General features: G+C 61.9%; 11 protein-coding genes. 6 read left to right on the top strand and 5 right to left on the bottom strand.

The window, feature by feature from the left end; all coding sequences use genetic code 11:
- The first annotated feature begins 139 nt into the window (after positions 1-139).
- The 4 genes from ACZ0AZ_RS20820 (at position 140) to ACZ0AZ_RS20835 (ending at position 6,449) form a co-directional block, all read left to right on the top strand.
- Entirely contained in the window at positions 140-1,411 is a 1,272-nt protein-coding gene (locus ACZ0AZ_RS20820) for an OmpP1/FadL family transporter (RefSeq protein ID WP_463538037.1), read from the top strand.
- A 100-nt stretch (positions 1,412-1,511) separates the two neighbouring features.
- Entirely contained in the window at positions 1,512-2,621 is a 1,110-nt protein-coding gene (locus tag ACZ0AZ_RS20825; RefSeq protein ID WP_129998509.1) for an efflux RND transporter periplasmic adaptor subunit, read from the top strand.
- Positions 2,618-5,707 carry an efflux RND transporter permease subunit gene (locus ACZ0AZ_RS20830; RefSeq protein ID WP_463538038.1) on the top strand — a complete coding sequence of 1,030 codons (3,090 nt, stop codon included), beginning with the start codon at positions 2,618-2,620 and terminating at the stop codon, positions 5,705-5,707. The genes ACZ0AZ_RS20825 and ACZ0AZ_RS20830 overlap by 4 nt, the downstream gene beginning before the upstream one ends.
- Positions 5,708-5,876: 169 nt before the next feature.
- Positions 5,877-6,449 (top strand): hypothetical protein, encoded by a 573-nt coding sequence (locus ACZ0AZ_RS20835; protein ID WP_129998511.1) that lies wholly within the window; start codon positions 5,877-5,879, stop codon positions 6,447-6,449.
- A gap of 206 nt (positions 6,450-6,655) precedes the next feature.
- Here ACZ0AZ_RS20835 and ACZ0AZ_RS20840 read toward each other — a convergent pair whose 3' ends face one another.
- Both ACZ0AZ_RS20840 and ACZ0AZ_RS20845 read right to left on the bottom strand, forming a co-directional pair.
- A complete protein-coding gene (locus ACZ0AZ_RS20840) occupies positions 6,656-7,660 on the bottom strand; it encodes an NAD(P)-dependent oxidoreductase (RefSeq protein WP_463538039.1) in 1,005 nt (334 codons plus the stop codon).
- Positions 7,661-7,774: 114 nt separating this feature from the next.
- Entirely contained in the window at positions 7,775-9,598 is a 1,824-nt protein-coding gene (locus ACZ0AZ_RS20845) for an NAD(P)/FAD-dependent oxidoreductase (RefSeq protein ID WP_129998513.1), read from the bottom strand.
- Positions 9,599-9,843: 245 nt separating this feature from the next.
- Between ACZ0AZ_RS20845 and ACZ0AZ_RS20850 the strand changes: the two genes are divergently transcribed.
- Positions 9,844-11,733, top strand: coding sequence for a sigma-54-dependent Fis family transcriptional regulator (locus ACZ0AZ_RS20850; protein WP_463570706.1), 1,890 nt, complete (start codon positions 9,844-9,846; stop codon positions 11,731-11,733).
- A gap of 355 nt (positions 11,734-12,088) precedes the next feature.
- On the top strand, positions 12,089-12,568 hold the full coding sequence (locus tag ACZ0AZ_RS20855; RefSeq protein WP_129998515.1) for a trypsin-like peptidase domain-containing protein: 480 nt from the start codon (positions 12,089-12,091) through the stop codon (positions 12,566-12,568).
- On the opposite strand, the gene ACZ0AZ_RS20860 is transcribed toward ACZ0AZ_RS20855, so the two are convergent.
- Genes ACZ0AZ_RS20860 through ACZ0AZ_RS20870 form a run of 3 tightly spaced genes read right to left on the bottom strand, consistent with a single transcriptional unit; the run spans position 12,569 to position 17,357 of the window.
- Positions 12,569-13,756, bottom strand: a complete 1,188-nt coding sequence (locus tag ACZ0AZ_RS20860) for an HlyD family type I secretion periplasmic adaptor subunit (RefSeq protein WP_463538797.1) — start codon at positions 13,754-13,756, stop codon at positions 12,569-12,571.
- A gap of 5 nt (positions 13,757-13,761) precedes the next feature.
- Positions 13,762-15,924 carry a type I secretion system permease/ATPase gene (locus tag ACZ0AZ_RS20865; RefSeq protein WP_463538040.1) on the bottom strand — a complete coding sequence of 721 codons (2,163 nt, stop codon included), beginning with the start codon at positions 15,922-15,924 and terminating at the stop codon, positions 13,762-13,764.
- The gene (locus tag ACZ0AZ_RS20870) at positions 15,921-17,357 is read right to left on the bottom strand and encodes a TolC family outer membrane protein (RefSeq protein ID WP_463538041.1); all 1,437 of its coding nucleotides are present in this window, start codon (positions 17,355-17,357) and stop codon (positions 15,921-15,923) included. The genes ACZ0AZ_RS20865 and ACZ0AZ_RS20870 overlap by 4 nt, the downstream gene beginning before the upstream one ends.
- Positions 17,358-17,367: the final 10 nt, after the last annotated feature.

Here is a 17,367-nt window from a genome sequence, read left to right on the forward strand (position 1 = left end):
TCGCCCCAAACCAATCCTGTTCCTGGCGCAACAACATTTTCGCTGTTTTGGAAGTGACGGTTGACTGATATGGTCACTTGGATAACATGGCGTCGCAGTTTGGTCATTCCATTTCCGAGACACCCATAGAGTCCACACAATGAAAAAAACAATGCTCAAGCACCCGGTGGGGCTGGCTGTCGTTCTCGCGTCCTCCAGCGTTCTGGCGGGCGGTTTTGCGCTCAATGAGCAAAGCGTCAGCGGCATGGGATCGGGTTTTGCCGGTCGCTCTTCTTCGGCGGAAGACGCCAGCACCGTTTTCGGCAACCCGGCAGGCATGGCGCGGCTCAAGCGCGAGCAGGCCAGCGTGGGGCAGGCGACGTTGTTTGCGAAGTCCGATATCAGCCAGACCCGCAGCACGTTCGGCGGCAAGGAAGACGGCGACATGGTGCCGACCACCACGGTGCCGATGGGTTATTACGTCAAACCGATCGACGAGCATTGGGCGTTCGGCGTCGGGTTTTACGTGCCGTTTGGCTTGATCACCGACTACGGCAGTGGTTTCGCCGGCCGCTACTACGCCAACAAAAGCGAAGTCACCACGCTGACGTTCCAGCCGACCATCAGCTATGCCTTCAACGACAAGGTGTCGATCGGCTTCGGCCCAACCATCAACCGCATCAGCGGCGAGCTGTCGGGGATGGTCGCCAATCCGCTGAGCCCCGGGCGCAACGACGGCAAAGTCAAAAGCACCGGCGACGACACCGCGCTGGGCTTCAACGCCGGGGTCATGGTGCAGGCCACCGAGCAGACCCGCCTGGGCCTGACCTATCACTCAAAAGTCAGTTACCACCTCGACGCGAAAAGCAAACTCAGCGATGGCATCTTCAACGTGCTCGGCGTAAGCGGTCGCAGCTATGACGCGTCGCTTGACGTCGACACACCTGAATCCGTGGACTTCTCGGTCACCCATCAACTGAACAACGACTGGACGCTGTATGCCGGCAGCACCTGGACGCGCTGGAGTCGCTTCAAAGAGCTGACCATCGAAAACAGTGGATTGCCGCCATTGCTCGCCGCCCAGTTGGGCACGATCAGCGAAGAGCAGAACTGGCATGACACCTGGGCGCACGCCATCGGCGCGGCGTACCGGTTGAACAACCAATGGGTGCTGCGTACCGGGTTCTCGGTTGATCAATCGCCGGCGAACAACACCAATCGCGGGCCGCGCATTCCCACGGGCGATCGCAAGGTGTTCAGCCTCGGTGCCGGTTGGACCCCAGCGGAAAATGTCACCATCGACGTCGCCTATTCCTATCTCTGGGAAGAGAGCGTCGAGATCAACGACATCTCGGCGGGCAAGGGTTCGTACAGCGCCAAATACAATAACAGCGCCAGCGGGCTCGGTACTTCTGTCAGCTATCGCTTCTGATTCAGCGCTGAAAATCGGGCCGGAGACATAGTGACTGTTGACGGTATCGGTCACAGGATTGAGAATATGATGATCATCCTATTTTCAGTAAAGGAATTCCATGCGCCGGCTCCGACCTTTCCCCCTCGCGGTATGTTTGTTGCCCTTGGCCCTGACGGCGTGCGGGGATTCCTCCAGCGCAAAAGATCCACGTACCTTGGCGCCGATTGTCAGATCGGCGGCGGTGCAACCGGCAGAAAATGGAACACGATCATTCACCGGCGTCGTCGCTGCGCGCACCCAGGGCGATCTGGGCTTTCGCGTCTCTGGCAAGGTGCTCGAGCGTCTGGTTGATACCGGTCAGACGGTCAAGCGCGGCCAGCCACTGATGCGGCTGGACCCGATCGACCTCGGCCTGCAGGCGCGAGCCCAGCAAGAAGCGGTGAGCGCCGCTCGCGCCCGAGCCATACAGACTGCCGGTGACGAAGCGCGCAATCGCAAACTCGTCGCCGCCGGCGCTATTTCGGCATCGGCCTACGATCAGTTCAAAGCAGCAGCCGACACCGCCAGGGCGCAACTCAATGCCGCTGTGGCGCAAGCGGACGTCGCGCGCAACGCCTCGGGTTACGCGGTTTTGCTGGCGGACGCTGATGGCGTGGTGGTGGAAACCCTCGCCGAACCGGGGCAAGTCGTCAGCCCGGGACAACCGGTGGTGCGGCTGGCGCGAGCCGGTCAGCGGGAGGCCATCATCCATTTGCCCGAGACCATGCGGCCCGCACCGGGCTCCACCGCTCAGGCAAAACTGTATGGCGATACGTCGGCTGCCGTGAGCGCAAAACTGCGACTGCTTTCCGATTCGGCCGACAGCACCACTCGTACTTTTGAGGCGCGCTATGTGCTCGAAGGCAGGTTGGCCAATGCGCCAATCGGCTCGACGGTCACCCTTGATATCGGCCAGGGTTCTGCGCCAAGACAGGCATTGAAAGTGCCCATCGCCGCGATCTACAACGCAGGCGAGGGCCCCGGTGTGTGGGTGATCGCAGGCACACCGGCGAAAGTGAGCTGGCGCCCGGTCGAGGTGCTGGGCTTGAGCGATGATTCGGCCCGTGTCGCTGGCCAGCTCAACGTCGGTGAACCGATTGTTGCGCTGGGCGCGCATCTGCTGCGCGATGGCGAAGAAGTGCGCTTGCTTGCGCGCGACGATGGCCAGGTTGCCGGGAGCCGTCCATGAGCGAGGGCCGGTTCAACCTTTCCGCCATCGCTGTTCGCCAGCGCGCAATCACGGTGTTTCTGATTTTTCTGATCGCCGTGGCCGGCGTCCTGTCGTTCTTCAAACTGGGCCGGGCGGAGGACCCGCCGTTCACGGTCAAGCAGCTAACGGTGATCACTGCGTGGCCGGGGGCCACCGCGCAAGAGATGCAGGATCAGGTCGCCGAACCCCTCGAAAAGCGTCTGCAGGAATTGAAGTGGTACGACCGCTCGGAAACCTACACCCGCCCGGGTCTCGCATTCACCGTGGTGTCGTTGCTCGACAGCACACCGCCGTCGCAGGTGCAGGAAGAGTTCTATCAGGCACGGAAAAAGCTCGACGACGAAGCGATCAAGCTGCCGACGGGTGTCATCGGGCCGATGGTCAACGACGAGTTTTCCGACGTGACCTTCGCGCTGTTCGCCTTGAAAGGCAAGGGCGAGCCGCAGCGCTTGCTGGTGCGCGACGCGGAGACTTTACGCCAACGCCTGTTGCACGTACCGGGGGTGAAAAAGGTCAACATCATCGGCGAGCAGTCCGAGCGGATATTCGTTTCGTTTTCCCATGATCGCTTGGCGACGCTGGGCTTGTCGCCGCAGGACATCTTTGCTGCGCTGAACAATCAGAACGCGCTGATGCCCGCCGGATCGGTCGAAACCCGAGGGCCAGAGGTGTTTTTGCGCATCGACGGCGCGTTCGACACGTTGCAGAAAATTCGTGACACGCCGGTTGTCGCGCAGGGACGCACCCTGAAGCTGTCTGATGTCGCGACGGTCGAGCGCGGCTACGAAGACCCCGCGACCTTTCTGGTACGTAACAACGGCGAAGAAGCGTTATTGCTCGGCGTGATCATGCGCGAGGGCTGGAACGGCCTCGATCTGGGCAAGGCGCTGGATGCCGAGACAGTCAGGATCAACGAAGAAATGCCGTTGGGCATGACGCTGTCGAAAGTCACCGATCAGGCGGTGAATATCGACTCGGCGGTCGGCGAGTTCATGGTCAAATTCTTTGTCGCGCTGCTGGTGGTCATGCTGGTGTGCTTTCTCAGCATGGGCTGGCGTGTCGGCGTGGTGGTCGCAGCGGCAGTGCCGTTGACCCTGGCGATCGTGTTTGTGGGGATGGCGGCCACTGGCAAGAACTTTGACCGGATCACCTTGGGTTCGCTGATTCTGGCGCTCGGCTTGCTGGTCGATGACGCGATCATCGCCATTGAAATGATGGTGGTGAAAATGGAGGAGGGCTACGACCGCATCAAGGCCTCGGCCTATGCCTGGAGCCATACCGCAGCGCCAATGCTGGCCGGTACGCTGGTGACGGCGATTGGCTTTTTGCCCAACGGATTCGCGCAATCAACGGCAGGTGAATACACCAGCAACATGTTCTGGATTGTCGGCATCGCGCTCATTGCGTCGTGGGTCGTCGCCGTGGTTTTCACGCCGTACCTGGGCGTGAAGCTGTTGCCGGATATCAAGAAGGTCGAAGGCGGGCATGCGGCGATATACGATACGCCGCGCTACAACCGTTTTCGGCGGATTCTGGCGTGGGTGATTACGCGCAAATGGCTGGTGGCGGGCGTGGTTGTCGTGTTGTTCACCGTTGCGATCCCAGGCATGGGGCTGGTGAAGAAACAGTTCTTTCCGACCTCTGACCGCCCGGAAGTGATGATCGAAGTGCAGATGCCCTACGGCACATCCATCGAGCAGACCAGCGCCGCGGCGGCCAAAGTCGAAGCCTGGCTGCACAAGCAGGAAGAGGCCAAAATCGTCACCGCCTATATCGGCCAGGGTGCGCCACGGTTTTTCCTGGCAATGGCGCCGGAGTTGCCGGATCCATCGTTCGCCAAAATCGTCGTGCTGACCGACAGCCAGGACGCCCGTGAAACTCTGAAGTTGCGTTTGCGTGAAGCGGTCGCCGAAGGGCTTGCTCCAGAAGCGCGCATTCGGGCCACGCAAATCGTCTTCGGGCCGTACTCGCCATTCCCGGTGGCCTACCGGGTGATGGGGCCTGATCCGGCGAAACTGCGCGAGATCGCCGAGCAGGTCAGGGTGGTGATGCAGGACAGCCCGATGATGAGAACCGTCAACACCGACTGGGGGCCGCTGGCGCCGACGTTGCATTTCAACCTGGATCAGGACCGTTTGCAGGCAGTGGGGCTGACGTCCAGCGCAGTCGCCCAGCAGTTGCAGTTTCTGCTCAGCGGCGTGCCGATCACGGCGGTTCGCGAGGACATCCGTTCAGTGCAGGTCGTCGGCCGCGCGGCGGGCAATATCAGGCTGGATCCGGCGCAGATCGAAGGCTTTACGCTGGTCGGAGCGGCGGGGCAGCGCATCCCGCTGTCGCAGATCGGCCAGATCGAAGTGCGCATGGAAGACCCGATCCTGCGCCGCCGCGATCGCACGCCGACCATCACTGTGCGTGGCGACATCGCCGAAGGTTTGCAGCCGCCGGACGTTTCCGGCGCAATCATCCAGCAGTTGCAGCCGATCATCGAAAACCTGCCTTCCGGCTACCGGATTGAACAGGCGGGCGCCATCGAAGAGTCCGGCAAGGCCGGCAAAGCGATCCTGCCGTTGCTGCCGATCATGATCGCCATGACGCTGCTGATCATCATCATCCAGGTACGCTCGATCTCGGCGATGATCATGGTTTTCCTCACCTCGCCGTTAGGCCTGATCGGTGTGGTGCCGACGCTGCTGATCTTCAACCAGCCGTTCGGCATCAATGCGCTGGTCGGGTTGATTGCGCTGTCGGGGATTCTGATGCGCAACACATTGATCCTGATCGGGCAGATTCATCACAACGAGCAGGAAGGGTTGGCGCCATTCCATGCCGTAGTCGAAGCGACAGTGCAACGGGCGCGCCCGGTGTTATTGACCGCGCTTGCAGCGATTCTCGCGTTCATTCCGCTGACCCACTCGGTGTTCTGGGGCACGCTGGCCTACACGCTGATCGGCGGCACGTTTGTTGGCACGATTATCACGCTGGTGTTTCTGCCGGCGATGTACGCGATCTGGTTCAGGATTCGGCCTGAGAACAACCAAGAGGCTGACACGGTGAAATCAGCCTGAATCGAAGTAAAGGCATAAGAGGCCCGTCGTGCGGCGGGTCTTTTTTCTCGCACAAGAACAGGACGCAGAGGCTTTGGGATAGTTGAAGTGATAGCATAGCGATATCACTTTTCGCCGGAGACGGCCGCTGTTGACGAAGCGGCCGTAGGTATCTCAGCAAGGAAGAACAATGCGTTCGTCGTTTTTCAATTCACAACTCAAGCTATCCGCTGTTCTGCTGGCGGCCATTTTCACCACCGCCTGCTCTAACTATCACTACAAGGATTACCAGGGCGAATGGGCGCCGGAATCGATGACGCCTTATGATCTTTCCAATAACGCTCCCGACGCCGCGCTTGTGTACTTCGCGACCACTCAATTTCGCGCTATCGGTGTGCCTTTTCACCGACTGCTGCTGGCCACGCAAGTGGATGGCCAACCATTGCCGGGCGCCGGTCGTGCGTCAATTCTCGATGTTTCCGGCAAGCAGGCGCTACGCCTTACGCCCGGGAAGCACTCATTGGGCTGGTGCTGGGTATCGATGAACGGGCTGGGTACGGGCGGTGCCAAATGCGGCTTCGGTGCGCGCGATGTCGAGTTCCGTGCCGGTCAGCGTTACGTGGTGGACTTCTCCACCAGCAGCTCCATCAGCGGACCCCCAGGACGTGAGATATCAACCATCAGCATCGAATCCGAGATTCGCAATCTGGATTCCGGGCAAGTCATCTATCCGATCCCACAGGCGCAACCGGTGAAGGAATGACTGAAAAAACCGCGAGCAGGGTCTGTCGCGGCGTCAAACTCAGCAGCCCTGAGTCTGCGCAGTGAGCCATTCGCTGCGCGTGATCTCCCACACCTCCACCGGCATCGGCCCCGACACAAAGGCAATCAATCCTTGCGAGCAGTGGCGGGCAGGACCGGTACTCTCTCAAACGAGCAGTTCAAGTGTCGAGCGACCTGTGCGCCGTCTCACTCAAGTAGTTCGATCAACTCCCCACCGTCCTCTCTCAACCGCTGCAAAAACACCTGTGCCTCCAGCAACTGATACGGAAAATACAGCCCCGGCCTTACAGGCGCTTGCCCATTCAGCCCAACCAATCGCTCCAGCAACATGGCCACACTGAGCCCGGTCAACGCCGCCGCACCCGCGCGGTGAACCACCGCATGCCGTGTGCGCAGCGGCTGTCCATCGCGATCCGTGCCTTCGAGTTCGATGAGGATTTCCGTCGACATCGGCTGGCCCTGACGCCGGGTCGAGCTGATGCCGCTGGCGAGGTTGAACTCGACGTTCGGGGCGTCGGTGGCGGCGGCCAGGCCGGTGACGTCGATCGAGGAAAAGCCGGCGCCCTGCAGGGTCGTACCGTCGACGGCGCGGAAGCTGACCTTGGCGTCGTCGCCTTCGCGCCAGATGAATTTGCCGTCGCGGCGGGTCAGCGCAGCGGGCAGCATCTTGTTCAGGTGTTCGAAATCGACGGCTACGGTCGGGCCGCCGCCGTCCTGTTCGTCGACCAGTGCATGAATGCGGATGTCGTGCACGCGGGCGAATGCCTTGGCGATGTGCAGCGTCGCAACTGTGGTGGCGCCGACCATCCATTCGTAGCCGAGGACAATGGGAGACGCGTCAGGCGCGTGAATGAAACTGGCGATTTGCGGGGCGATTTCGAACACGCCGGAAGAGATGCTCAGGTGCGGCACCTTACGCTTTTGCGCAAAGCGCAGCCCGGCGAGGGCGTGGTCCATGTAGAACAGGACGATAGCGCTGACCGGGCGATCACCCAGCCCCAGATCTTCTGCGCGAGCATCGATGACCACAGCTTGGGCATTGCCGATGTGCTCGGCGGTTTGCTCAGCCTTGGCGAGGTCGCGTCCGCCGATCAGCAAGGGTACGTCGGGATGCGCCGCGCGCAATGCGCGGGCCGTCTGGTGGCCGATAGCGCCGGAACCGCCCATGAACAGGATGGGATGAAGTGGCATGAATCCTCCGCATTTTTCCTGGTTTGAAATGTGCTCTGGCTAGACACCCTAGCACGCACTTTCCAGTTCGCCGGTGCGCCTGGCCGGCGCACCGACGAACGACCCCTTGCGGAATCAGCCCAGATGATGCCGCTCTGCAAGACGATAAACAGCGGTGTCGAGGCCTTCGAAACGAGCCTTCAACTGCAACGCCAGGTACAGCGAATAGTGCCGTGACTGATGCAGGTTGCCGCCGTGGAACCAGAGGTTTTGCTGCTGGGTCGGCTTCCACATGTTGCGCAGTTCGCCTTCATACGGGCCGGGGTCGTTGGTGGTGCCGGAACCCAGGCCCCAGCAGCGCCCGACCTTGTCGGCGACTTGCTGAGAAATCAGCTTCGCCGCCCAGCCGTTCATCGAGCCATAACCTGTCGCATAAACGATGAGATCGGCCGGCAAGCGGCTGCCATCGGTGAGCACCACTGCATCCGCTTCGATGCGTTCGACACCGAGGCCCGGCGCGCTCTTGAGCTTGATCGTGCCGTTGGCGATCAGTTCCGAGGCGCCGACGTCGATGTAGTAACCCGAGCCACGGCGTACGTATTTCATGAACAAACCCGATTCGTCATCGCCGAAATCGAGCATGAAACCCGCGCGGGTCAGGCGTTCATAGAAGTCCTTGTCGCGCTCCTTGATCGCGTCGAAGACCGGCCGATGAAACTGTGGCATGACCTTGTACGGAATCGAGGCGAACAGCAGATCGGCCTTGTCCGTGGTCAGACCCGACTCGAGCGCCTCTTCGGAATAAAGCCCGCCGAAAACCAGTTCCATCAGGCTGTCCGAACGCACGATGTGCGTGCTCGAACGTTGCACCATAGTCACCTCGGTGCCGTTTTCCACCAGATCGGCGCAGATGTCGTGGGCCGAGTTGTTCGCGCCGATGACCACTGCGCGCTTGCCTTTCCACGCATCGCCGCCGGGGTGACGGCTGGAGTGATGTTGCTGGCCCTTGAAGTCTTCGGCGCCGGGATACACCGGCACATTCGGTACCCCAGACATGCCGGTGGCGAGGATCAGTTGCGTCGGCTGCAGGGTGATGCGCTCGCCGTTGCGCAGGACCTCCACGGTCCAGCGGCCAGTCTGTTCGTCAAACGTAGCGCCGAGGCATTCAGTGCGCGGCCAGTAGTTGAGTTCCATGACCTTGGTGTACATCTCCAGCCAGTCGCCGATCTGGTCTTTCGGGGTGAACACCGGCCAGTGGTCGGGGAAGGGCAGGTAGGGCATGTGGTCGTACCAGACCGGGTCGTGCAGGCACAGTGACTTGTAGCGGCCGCGCCATTGATCGCCGGGGCGCTCGGCCTTGTCGATGATCAGCGTCGGTACGCCCATGCGTTTAAGCCTCGCGCCGAGGCCGAGCCCGCCCTGACCGCCGCCGACGATCAGACAGTACGGTTGCGTGGTGATGCCCAGCGCCGCTTCTTCATCGCGGCGGCGCTCCAGCCAGTTGCGCTTGTCAGCGTGGGCATGGCCGTGGCTCGCGCCCATCGGCCGGCGGCGGCCGCTGGATTCTTCGAAGCCTTTGAGTTCGCGCATGGTGGTCAGCAGCGTCCAGCACAAACCGTCCTTCAGGCGCACGTAGCCTTTGCCGCGCGCCATGTCGGTTTCCAGGCTCATCCAGCCTTCGAGCACGCCGTCGCTGAGCGTGGCTTCACCTTCGAGTTGCCAGCGCTCGGGCCGGGTCTGCTCAAGGCGTGTTTCGAGCATGTCGCGAATCGCCGGTTTGCCTTCCAGCGTGACGAGGTTCCAGCTGAACAGCAGCAAGTCACGCCAGTGGCATTCATCGGCAAACAGTTCCAGCGTGCCGTCCACATCTCGTTGCGCCAGACGTTCGCCGAGGCGTTCGACCCAAGCGGCAAGTTGCGCTGTTGGCGTTTGCAAAGGGGTTTCGATAGCGATGTTCATGGGGCCACTCCCGATCTTGTTGTTTTGGTAAGCCATGGCACCAGAGCAAGGCTTGGGCCAGCTCTTTGAAAGGCGCTGGCCAGAGCGTCTGATGCAAAAATCGGAGCGAGGTGCAGAGGGCGCCCTGTCACGAATTCGGGAATCGAGGATGACACTGTGTCACTCGGCGCGAGATTCCCTCGCGGCGAGCTTTTCATCTAAGCTGCGGACAGACCGTGTCTTCACCGAAGCGGAGCACAACAACAATGAAACCGGCCTCGATCAACGCCCACGCACGCCAGGTGCTGCAAGCCGTGCAGGGCACTGTAGCCAGTCCCGGCGCGGCGGCAGACCTGGCGATCACTCGCTCATGGCGGCGTTGCCTGGATCAATACCAGCTCGATCCGGCCAGCCGCCGCGCGCCGGATGTGCTTGAACAGGCACGCTTGCGCGAACACCGTGCGCCGTTGGAACACATCATTTCCGTCGCCCACTGGCAGATGAACAGCCTGCACCAGCAACTGGGGCGTGACGGCCATGTCGTGCTGCTCACCGATGCACGCGGCGTGGCCATCGACAGCGTGTTCAATGAGGCTGAACGCGGTGAATTCCAGCGCTCCGGGCTGTGGCTCGGCTCGGTCTGGAGCGAGGAGCACGAGGGCACCAACGGTGTCGGCACCTGCCTGGTCGAGCGCCAGCACGTGACCATTCGCCGCGACGAGCATTTCCGTGGCAAGCACGTCGGCCTGACCTGTTCGGCCAGCCCGATATTCGACGCCGGCGGCGAGTTGCTCGCGGTGCTCAACCTGTCTTCGGTGCGCGAGGAGAGCAGCCTTGAGCATCGCTTCAAGGCCATGGCCCTGACCAATCTGTCGGCCAGGTTGATCGAGAGCTGTTTTTTCCTTGGCCACGATCCGCAGCGCTATTTGCTGCGGTTTCATCCGGATGCCGGGTTTGTCGGACTGCTGGGTGAAGGCCTGCTCAGCTTCGACGAGAGTGCGCGGATCTGTTCGGTGAATGCGGCTGCGCTGGATCTGCTGGGCCTGAGCCGCGAGCAAATGGTCGGGCAGTCGCTGACCCTGCTGCTGGAAACGCCGATGGAGCAGTTGCTCGATCAGGCCAGTGCTCAGGCCCACGTCTGCTGGCCGATGCGGCTGGTAGATGGACGCCTGTTCTATGGCCAGTTGCGTGAACCGATTCGCTCCGCGCCGTTGACCATCCCGGCCATTGCAAACATCAGTGACGAGCGCGTGTGCCTGGAAGACCCGCGCCTGCAACGCGGATTCGCCCGCGCGTTGCGTGTACTGGAACGTGACGTGCCGGTGTTTCTGCAGGGTGAAACCGGCACCGGCAAGGAAGCTTTTGCGGCAGCGCTGCACCGCGCCAGCTCCCGTGCAGGCCAGCCGTTTATCGCGATCAACTGCGCGGCCATTCCTGAAACGCTGATCGAGAGCGAGCTGTTCGGCTATCGCGGCGGTAGCTTCACCGGCGCACGCAAGGACGGCATGGTCGGCAAGCTCGAGCAGGCCCATGGCGGCATTCTGTTTCTCGACGAAATCGGCGACATGCCCCTCGCGCTCCAGACACGCTTGCTGCGGGTGCTCGAAGAGCGCCAGGTCGTGCCGCTGGGCAGCGCAACGCCACGCGCGCTCGATGTCCGTTTGATCAGCGCCAGCCACCAGAATCTGCAAGCCTGCGTGGCTGATGGACGCCTGCGCGAAGATCTGTTTTATCGCATTGGCGGTTTCGCCGTGGAACTGCCGCCGCTGCGCGAGCGTTCCGACAAGGGCCGTCTGCTTGACCTGTTGCTGCGCGAAGAAATGGCGGGCGCCAATGTGCGGCTGGAAGCGGGAGTTCGAGAGCACTTGCTGGCGCAGCCCTGGCCGGGCAACGTCCGGCAACTGCGCACCTGTTTGCGGACGTTGGTAGCGTTAGCGGTGGACGGGCGGGTCACGCTGGAGGATGTGCAGGAGTTACTGCCAGCAAGTCACGACCAACCTGTTGACGATCCACTGGGCGTATCCGAACGCCAGACGTTGCTGAGCTTGATTGAGGCGGAGCACTGGCATGTCGCGCGTGTTGCCAGTCGTCTGGGCATCAGCCGCAATACGCTGTATCGCAAACTGCGTCAGCATGGAATCATTCGACCTGGTTGAAGACAATCGCGATCATTTGTGTCCATTCGCTGTTGATCGCGTGCATTGCCGGGAAATTGCTTGGATCCAATCATTGATTCACTATATCGCATGCCGACAAGCGGTAGGCTCAGGCTATTGCTAGAAGTGATGGCGCAATGACATATTGCAGCACCTTCCCTCACTTCAAGATGTACCGAAAATGCGCCCCCTCAAGTCACTTGTTGCAGCGTCGTTGCTGCTCAGCGGGTGCAATGGAATGCCAGTCGCTTTTGTTCAGGATCCTGTTTTAGACCAAGCCTTTGTCGTTCACTCCGGCGCGCCTTTGCCTTACTTGTTGATGGGTTCGGCTGTGCAATGGAATGAGGATTTTGCCGTGACGGTGAAGCACATTCCTTACTTGTCGGGCACGGTTTTCCAGGGGCAGGCAGACGTGCAGTTCTTCCGTCACAAGGCCAGTAGTGTGCCGGCGTGGCGCGGCTACACGCCGGGCGAAGAGCTGACTTCGGTGGGATTCAATTCGCTGTACATGTCAATCAAGGGCACCGGCCAGGCTTTACCGGCCATGGTTCGCCTCGACGTCAAAGAGGGCAACGTGCTTTACGGCACCCACAATGGCGCACTGGCCAAAGGCATGTCCGGCGGGCCGGTGTTTTCCGCCGATGGCAAAGTGGTCGGCATCAACGTGGCGTTCCTCACCCGTGACGACGTCAGCCGCCTCAAGCGCAAGGACTTGCTCGATCAACCGCGCGTAAGCATCTTTTTGCCGTACGCGGAGATCAATCGCGAGTGGTCGCGCTATCAGGCCAGCATCACCCCGACAGCGCCACCGGCGACCAAGCTGGCCAGCCGCTGATCAGCGTTCGCGCAACGCTTCGCGGGCGCGGTTGAGTGGTTTGATCAGATAGTCCAGCACGGTTTTTTCGCCGGTACGGATGTCCACCGTGGCGATCATCCCGGGCACGATGGCGAAGCGTTTTCCGGCCTTGTTGCGCAGTTCATCCGACGCGGTGCGGATGAACACGCGGTAGTAGAAGATTTCCGGCTTGGCTTCGTCCTGAATCGTGTCCGGCGAGATCGTCACCACTTCGCCGTCTAGGCTGCCGTAGATCGAATAGTCATAGGCGGTGATTTTCACTTTCGCCGCCTGGCCCGGGTGAATGAAGGCGATGTCGCGCGGCGAGATACGCGTCTCGATCAGCAGTTGTTCATCCAGCGGCACGATCTGCATGACCTGGCCGTTGGGTGCAATGACGCCGCCAATCGTGCTGACCTCGATGTCCTTGACGATGCCGCGCACCGGCGAGCGCAGGGTCAGACGCGACAGTGAATCGGTGCGACCACGGATTACCGCTTCGAGCATCTGCGCTTCGGCGTTGGCCTTGGCCAGGTCTTCGCGGGCGCGGACCATGTAATCGGAGCGGGCTTCGGTGGCCTTCAATTCCAGTTCGGAGCGCTGGCGAGTCAGGCGCAGCACCTCGACCCGGCTCGATGCACCGATTTTCGCCAGATTTTCAGTGATCGCCAGTTCGCTGCGCACCAGTTTCAGCGAGCTTTGAATTCCGTCGAGGGTTTCCGCCAGACCTTTGCGCCGGGTCTGATAGAGCTCGGTTTCGGCGCGGATCAACTCGGGAAATTCCTGCAGCGATGCGTCGAAAGTCAGGGGCTTTTCGCTGACCTCGGCCTGCAAGCGGTTGACGCTGGCCAGCGCTGCACGGTACTTGGCCGCGCTTTCGCCGACGTTGGACTGGTTCTTCACCGGGTCCAGTTGCGCGAGAATCTGCCCGCGCTCGACCAAAGCGCCTTCGCTGACGTTGAGCTGTTCGAGAATGCCGCCCTCCATCGACTGAATCACCTGCTCGCGCGAGCTGGGCACCACTTTGCCGGTACCGGTCGAGACTTCGACGATCTCAAACCACGCCGCCCAGGCAATGAAACAGGCGAGCATCAGCGCGCAACCCCAGATCACTTTTGCACCACCGGCAAGTGCGCGCTCATCGCGGCCGTCGAGGTAGGACATCGGGTCCGGCACGTCGGTCATCATCGGCTTCATACCGTCACTCCTTTGCCCGGTGTGCGCAACCGCGCCAGTGCCGCGTCGCGATGGTCGTCGATGACGATACGTCCGTTGTCGAGAACGATGATCCGCTCGACCAGTTGCAGGACACTGACCCGGTGCGTGGCGACCACCAGCGTTCGGCCCTGGGTCCAGGTCGCGAGTTTTTCCAGCAGCAGCCGTTCGGTGACGTCATCGAGCGCGGCCGTCGGTTCGTCGAGCAGCAGCACTTGTGGCTGGCGGATCAACAAGCGCGACAGCAACAGGCTCTGACGCTGACCGCCCGAAAGGCCCAAGCCACCTTCAAGCACTAAATGATCCATGCCTTTGGGCAGCTGCCGAACGAAATCCAGCGCGCCAGTGACAGTCAGCGCGGCGATGATTTCCTGATCGCTGGCCTGACCGGCGCCGAGGGTGATGTTGTCGCGCAGGGTGCCGTGAAACAGTCGCGCCTGTTGCGACAGCAGGCCGACATCGCGGCGCAGATCGGCCGGATCCAGATGCGCCAGGGCGATGCCGTCCAGCGTGGTTTCACCGCTGCTCAGATCCATCGCGCCGCCCAGTGCTTGCAGCAACGTCGACTTGCCAGCGCCGTTGCGGCCGAGCAGGGCGATGCGCTCGCCGGGGCGAATGCTCAGATCGATGTTGTTGAGCGCCGGGGTCGATTCTTCGCTGTAGCGGAAACTGGCCTGACGCATGCGGTAGTCGCCGCGAATCGCCGGCAGGTGCACGCGCTGGCTGCCTTCGGGATGATCCACCGGCATCTGCATGATCCGGTTCAGGCCTTCGAGCGCGACCTTGGCCTGCTGCCAACGGGTGAGCACGTGGGTCAGTTGCGCCATCGGGCCCATCATCCGCGACGACAGAATCGACGCCGCGACCAGGCTGCCGGTGGTCAAGTCGCCGGCAATCACCATGGGCGCGCCGAACACGATGACCACCGCAAACACGCCGCCTTGTACGTTCTGCGTCCACGCCACCAGGCTGTTGGTCAAGGTGCGCAGGCGCAGGCTGCTGTCCGCCGAGGCGGCGTTGTACTGGTTCCACTGTTGCTGAAAACGCTGCTCGGCCTGCAATGCCTTGATGTCGTCGAGGCCCTGAATACTTTCCACCAGCATGGCGTTGCGCAGCGCCGCTTCACGCATCGAGGCATTGGCCAATCGCGCCAGGCGCGATTGCGCGATGATCCCGGGCAACAACATGAACACCAGCGCCACCAGTGGAATCAGCATCAGTGGTCCGCCGATCAAATAGAACACCAGCAGGAACAGCAGGAAAAACGGCATGTCCGCCAGTGCCGTGGCGGTGCTGGAGGTGATCAGGTCGCGGATCTGCTCCAGCTCGCGCAACTGCGAAATGAACGAGCCAGTGGATTTCGGTCGCGCGGAATTGCGCAGGCGCAAAGCGTGGCCGAAGACCAGATCGGAGACGCGCAAATCGGCGCGCTTGCCCAGCACATCGGTGATGCGCAGACGCAGAATGCGCATGACGAAATCGAACAGCAGCGCCAGCATCACCCCGCCGAACAACACGTACAGGGTCGGCAGCGACTCGGCCGGAATAACCCGGTCGTACACCTGCATGGAAAACAGCACCCCGGCCATGCCCAGCAGGTTGGCGACCAGCGAGGCGATCATCACTTGGCTGTAAGGGCGCAGATCGGTGAGGACGATGCGCCGGAACCAGTGTTCGTCGTACGGCTTGATGTAGTCGTTGGTGCGCACGTCCGCCACCGGTTGCGTCGGGCGCAAAATCACCGTGCGCAGGGCCTGCTCGGCGAGCGCGCCAGCCTCCATGCGACTCTGCAAACCTTGATCGCCACTGAAGCAGATGCCCAGCTCGCCGGTTTCGCCGATGCTTTCGAGCACGCCGACCTGACCATCACGCAGTTGCACCACCAGCGGCGTGCGCCAGCGGCTCAGGCTCTTGTTGTCGAATACCGCGAATTTCACGCTCAAACCGGCCTGACGCGCCATGTGCCGAACCACTTCTTCGACGCGGCCTTCGCTGTGCACCGATGCCAGACGGACGCTTTCCGGCGAGACGTCGAGGCGGTAGTGGCGGGCGACCTTGAGAACGGCTTCCAGCCACGGCGAATAATCTTCGCGAGCTTCGGCCGCGGCGGGTTCGGGAACAGTGATGCTGGCATCGGTCATGGCAGGATCTCGACATTCTGGATGGCGCTGTGGTCGATGCCGAAGACCCGGCGAATCGCACCGCTGTTGTAGAAGCAGTCGATCTGCAGGCGTTGCAGATCAGCCTGGGTGTTGACCAGATCGAAGCGCGACTGATGGATTTCCTGCTCGGCGTTGAGCAGGTCGAGCAGCGGCCGCGTGCCCAGTTCCAGGTACTGGCGGCCATACAACATGCGCGCCTCGGTGATGCTGCTCTGGCGAAACTCCAGCGAACGCAGCCGTCGGTTCAGGCCCGAGGTTTGCGCCTGGGCTTCAGCCAGACCCTGGCGCGCTTGCAGGCGGGCGAAGTCTTCCGCCGAGTCCGCTGCGGTCAGCGCATGCCCGGCGGCGCGGCTGCGCGCACTGATCGCACCGCCCTGATAGATCGGCACTTCGAGGTTGAGGAAGATTCCGACCTGAGTGCGATCGGCGCGCGAGTTCTGATCGTCGTAGTGGTCGTCCAGGTATTGGTTGACCGACGGTTGCAGCGACAGCGTCGGATAGGCTTCGGCCTTGGCCTGGGCCAGTTCGGCCTGGGCCTGGGTGCGTTGCGCGGCCGCCTGGAGAACAGCGGGCAGGGTGTCGGAGATTTGCGAGGCGTCACAGGCCTGAGTCAGCGTCGGCGCGGCAGCGTCGCTGACTGCCGGCGGCGTGCGCCGTCCGAGCAGGCTGGTCAGCGTCGCTTGCCAGCGCGCGTATTGCGCCTTGAATTCCTGCAATGTGGCCGTCGCGCCTTCGGCCCGGGACTGCGCCTGCACCATATCGGAGCGGGTGCTGGCGCCCATGTCGCTGCGTTGCCTGGCCAGGTCGACGATGCCGCCGATGCCCTGAATCTGCTCACGCGCAACCTCGAGCAGACGCTGATAACGCTGTACTTCGATGTAGGCCCTGGCGGTGTCGCGGGCGATGTCGTCGATCGCCAACAGGATTCCGGCCTGACTGCGCGCCACCCGGGCGCGGGCGGCGTCGACCGAACTGGAAACCTTGCCGAAGTCATACAGCATCTGCTTGAGGGAAATGTTCACCGACTGGCTGCCCGCATCGCTGCCGTAACCGCTGGTGTAGCCACCCTTGATGCCGCCGGTGACCTGCGGGTAATAGCCGGATTCGGCGACGTTGACCCCTTCGCCTTGCTGGAACAGGGTGCCGATGGCCTCGCCGATCCGTGGGTGCCAGTCCACGGCGAGCCTGACCGCTTGTTCCAGACCCAACGCGTCCGCATCGGCGGACGCTTTGGAAGTAAGGGCAGGGCGCTGACGATGGTCATTGCCTGCCGGTTGTTGCAGTTGCGACGGGCTGATGCTGCGCAAGCTGCTGTCGAGATTGTCGTCGGCGCGAACGTCGACGGTGAAAGCGGGGTAGAGGCCGATGGTCAACAGGACCACCGGCCATTTCTGGCGAAAAACTGACTCCACAGACTTCCCT

The organism is Pseudomonas sp. AC239 (genome assembly GCF_979258545.1).

Excerpts from the sequence above, each read along its gene's own strand:
- ACZ0AZ_RS20820 (WP_463538037.1), top strand. The coding sequence starts at position 140 with ATGAAAAAAACAATGCTCAAGCACCCGGTGGGGCTGGCTGTCGTTCTC.
- ACZ0AZ_RS20825 (WP_129998509.1), top strand. The coding sequence starts at position 1,512 with ATGCGCCGGCTCCGACCTTTCCCCCTCGCGGTATGTTTGTTGCCCTTG.
- ACZ0AZ_RS20830 (WP_463538038.1), top strand. The coding sequence starts at position 2,618 with ATGAGCGAGGGCCGGTTCAACCTTTCCGCCATCGCTGTTCGCCAGCGC.
- ACZ0AZ_RS20835 (WP_129998511.1), top strand. The coding sequence starts at position 5,877 with ATGCGTTCGTCGTTTTTCAATTCACAACTCAAGCTATCCGCTGTTCTG.
- ACZ0AZ_RS20840 (WP_463538039.1), bottom strand. The coding sequence starts at position 7,660 with ATGCCACTTCATCCCATCCTGTTCATGGGCGGTTCCGGCGCTATCGGC.
- ACZ0AZ_RS20845 (WP_129998513.1), bottom strand. The coding sequence starts at position 9,598 with ATGAACATCGCTATCGAAACCCCTTTGCAAACGCCAACAGCGCAACTT.
- ACZ0AZ_RS20850 (WP_463570706.1), top strand. The coding sequence starts at position 9,844 with ATGAAACCGGCCTCGATCAACGCCCACGCACGCCAGGTGCTGCAAGCC.
- ACZ0AZ_RS20860 (WP_463538797.1), bottom strand. The coding sequence starts at position 13,756 with ATGATGACCGACGTGCCGGACCCGATGTCCTACCTCGACGGCCGCGAT.
- ACZ0AZ_RS20865 (WP_463538040.1), bottom strand. The coding sequence starts at position 15,924 with ATGACCGATGCCAGCATCACTGTTCCCGAACCCGCCGCGGCCGAAGCT.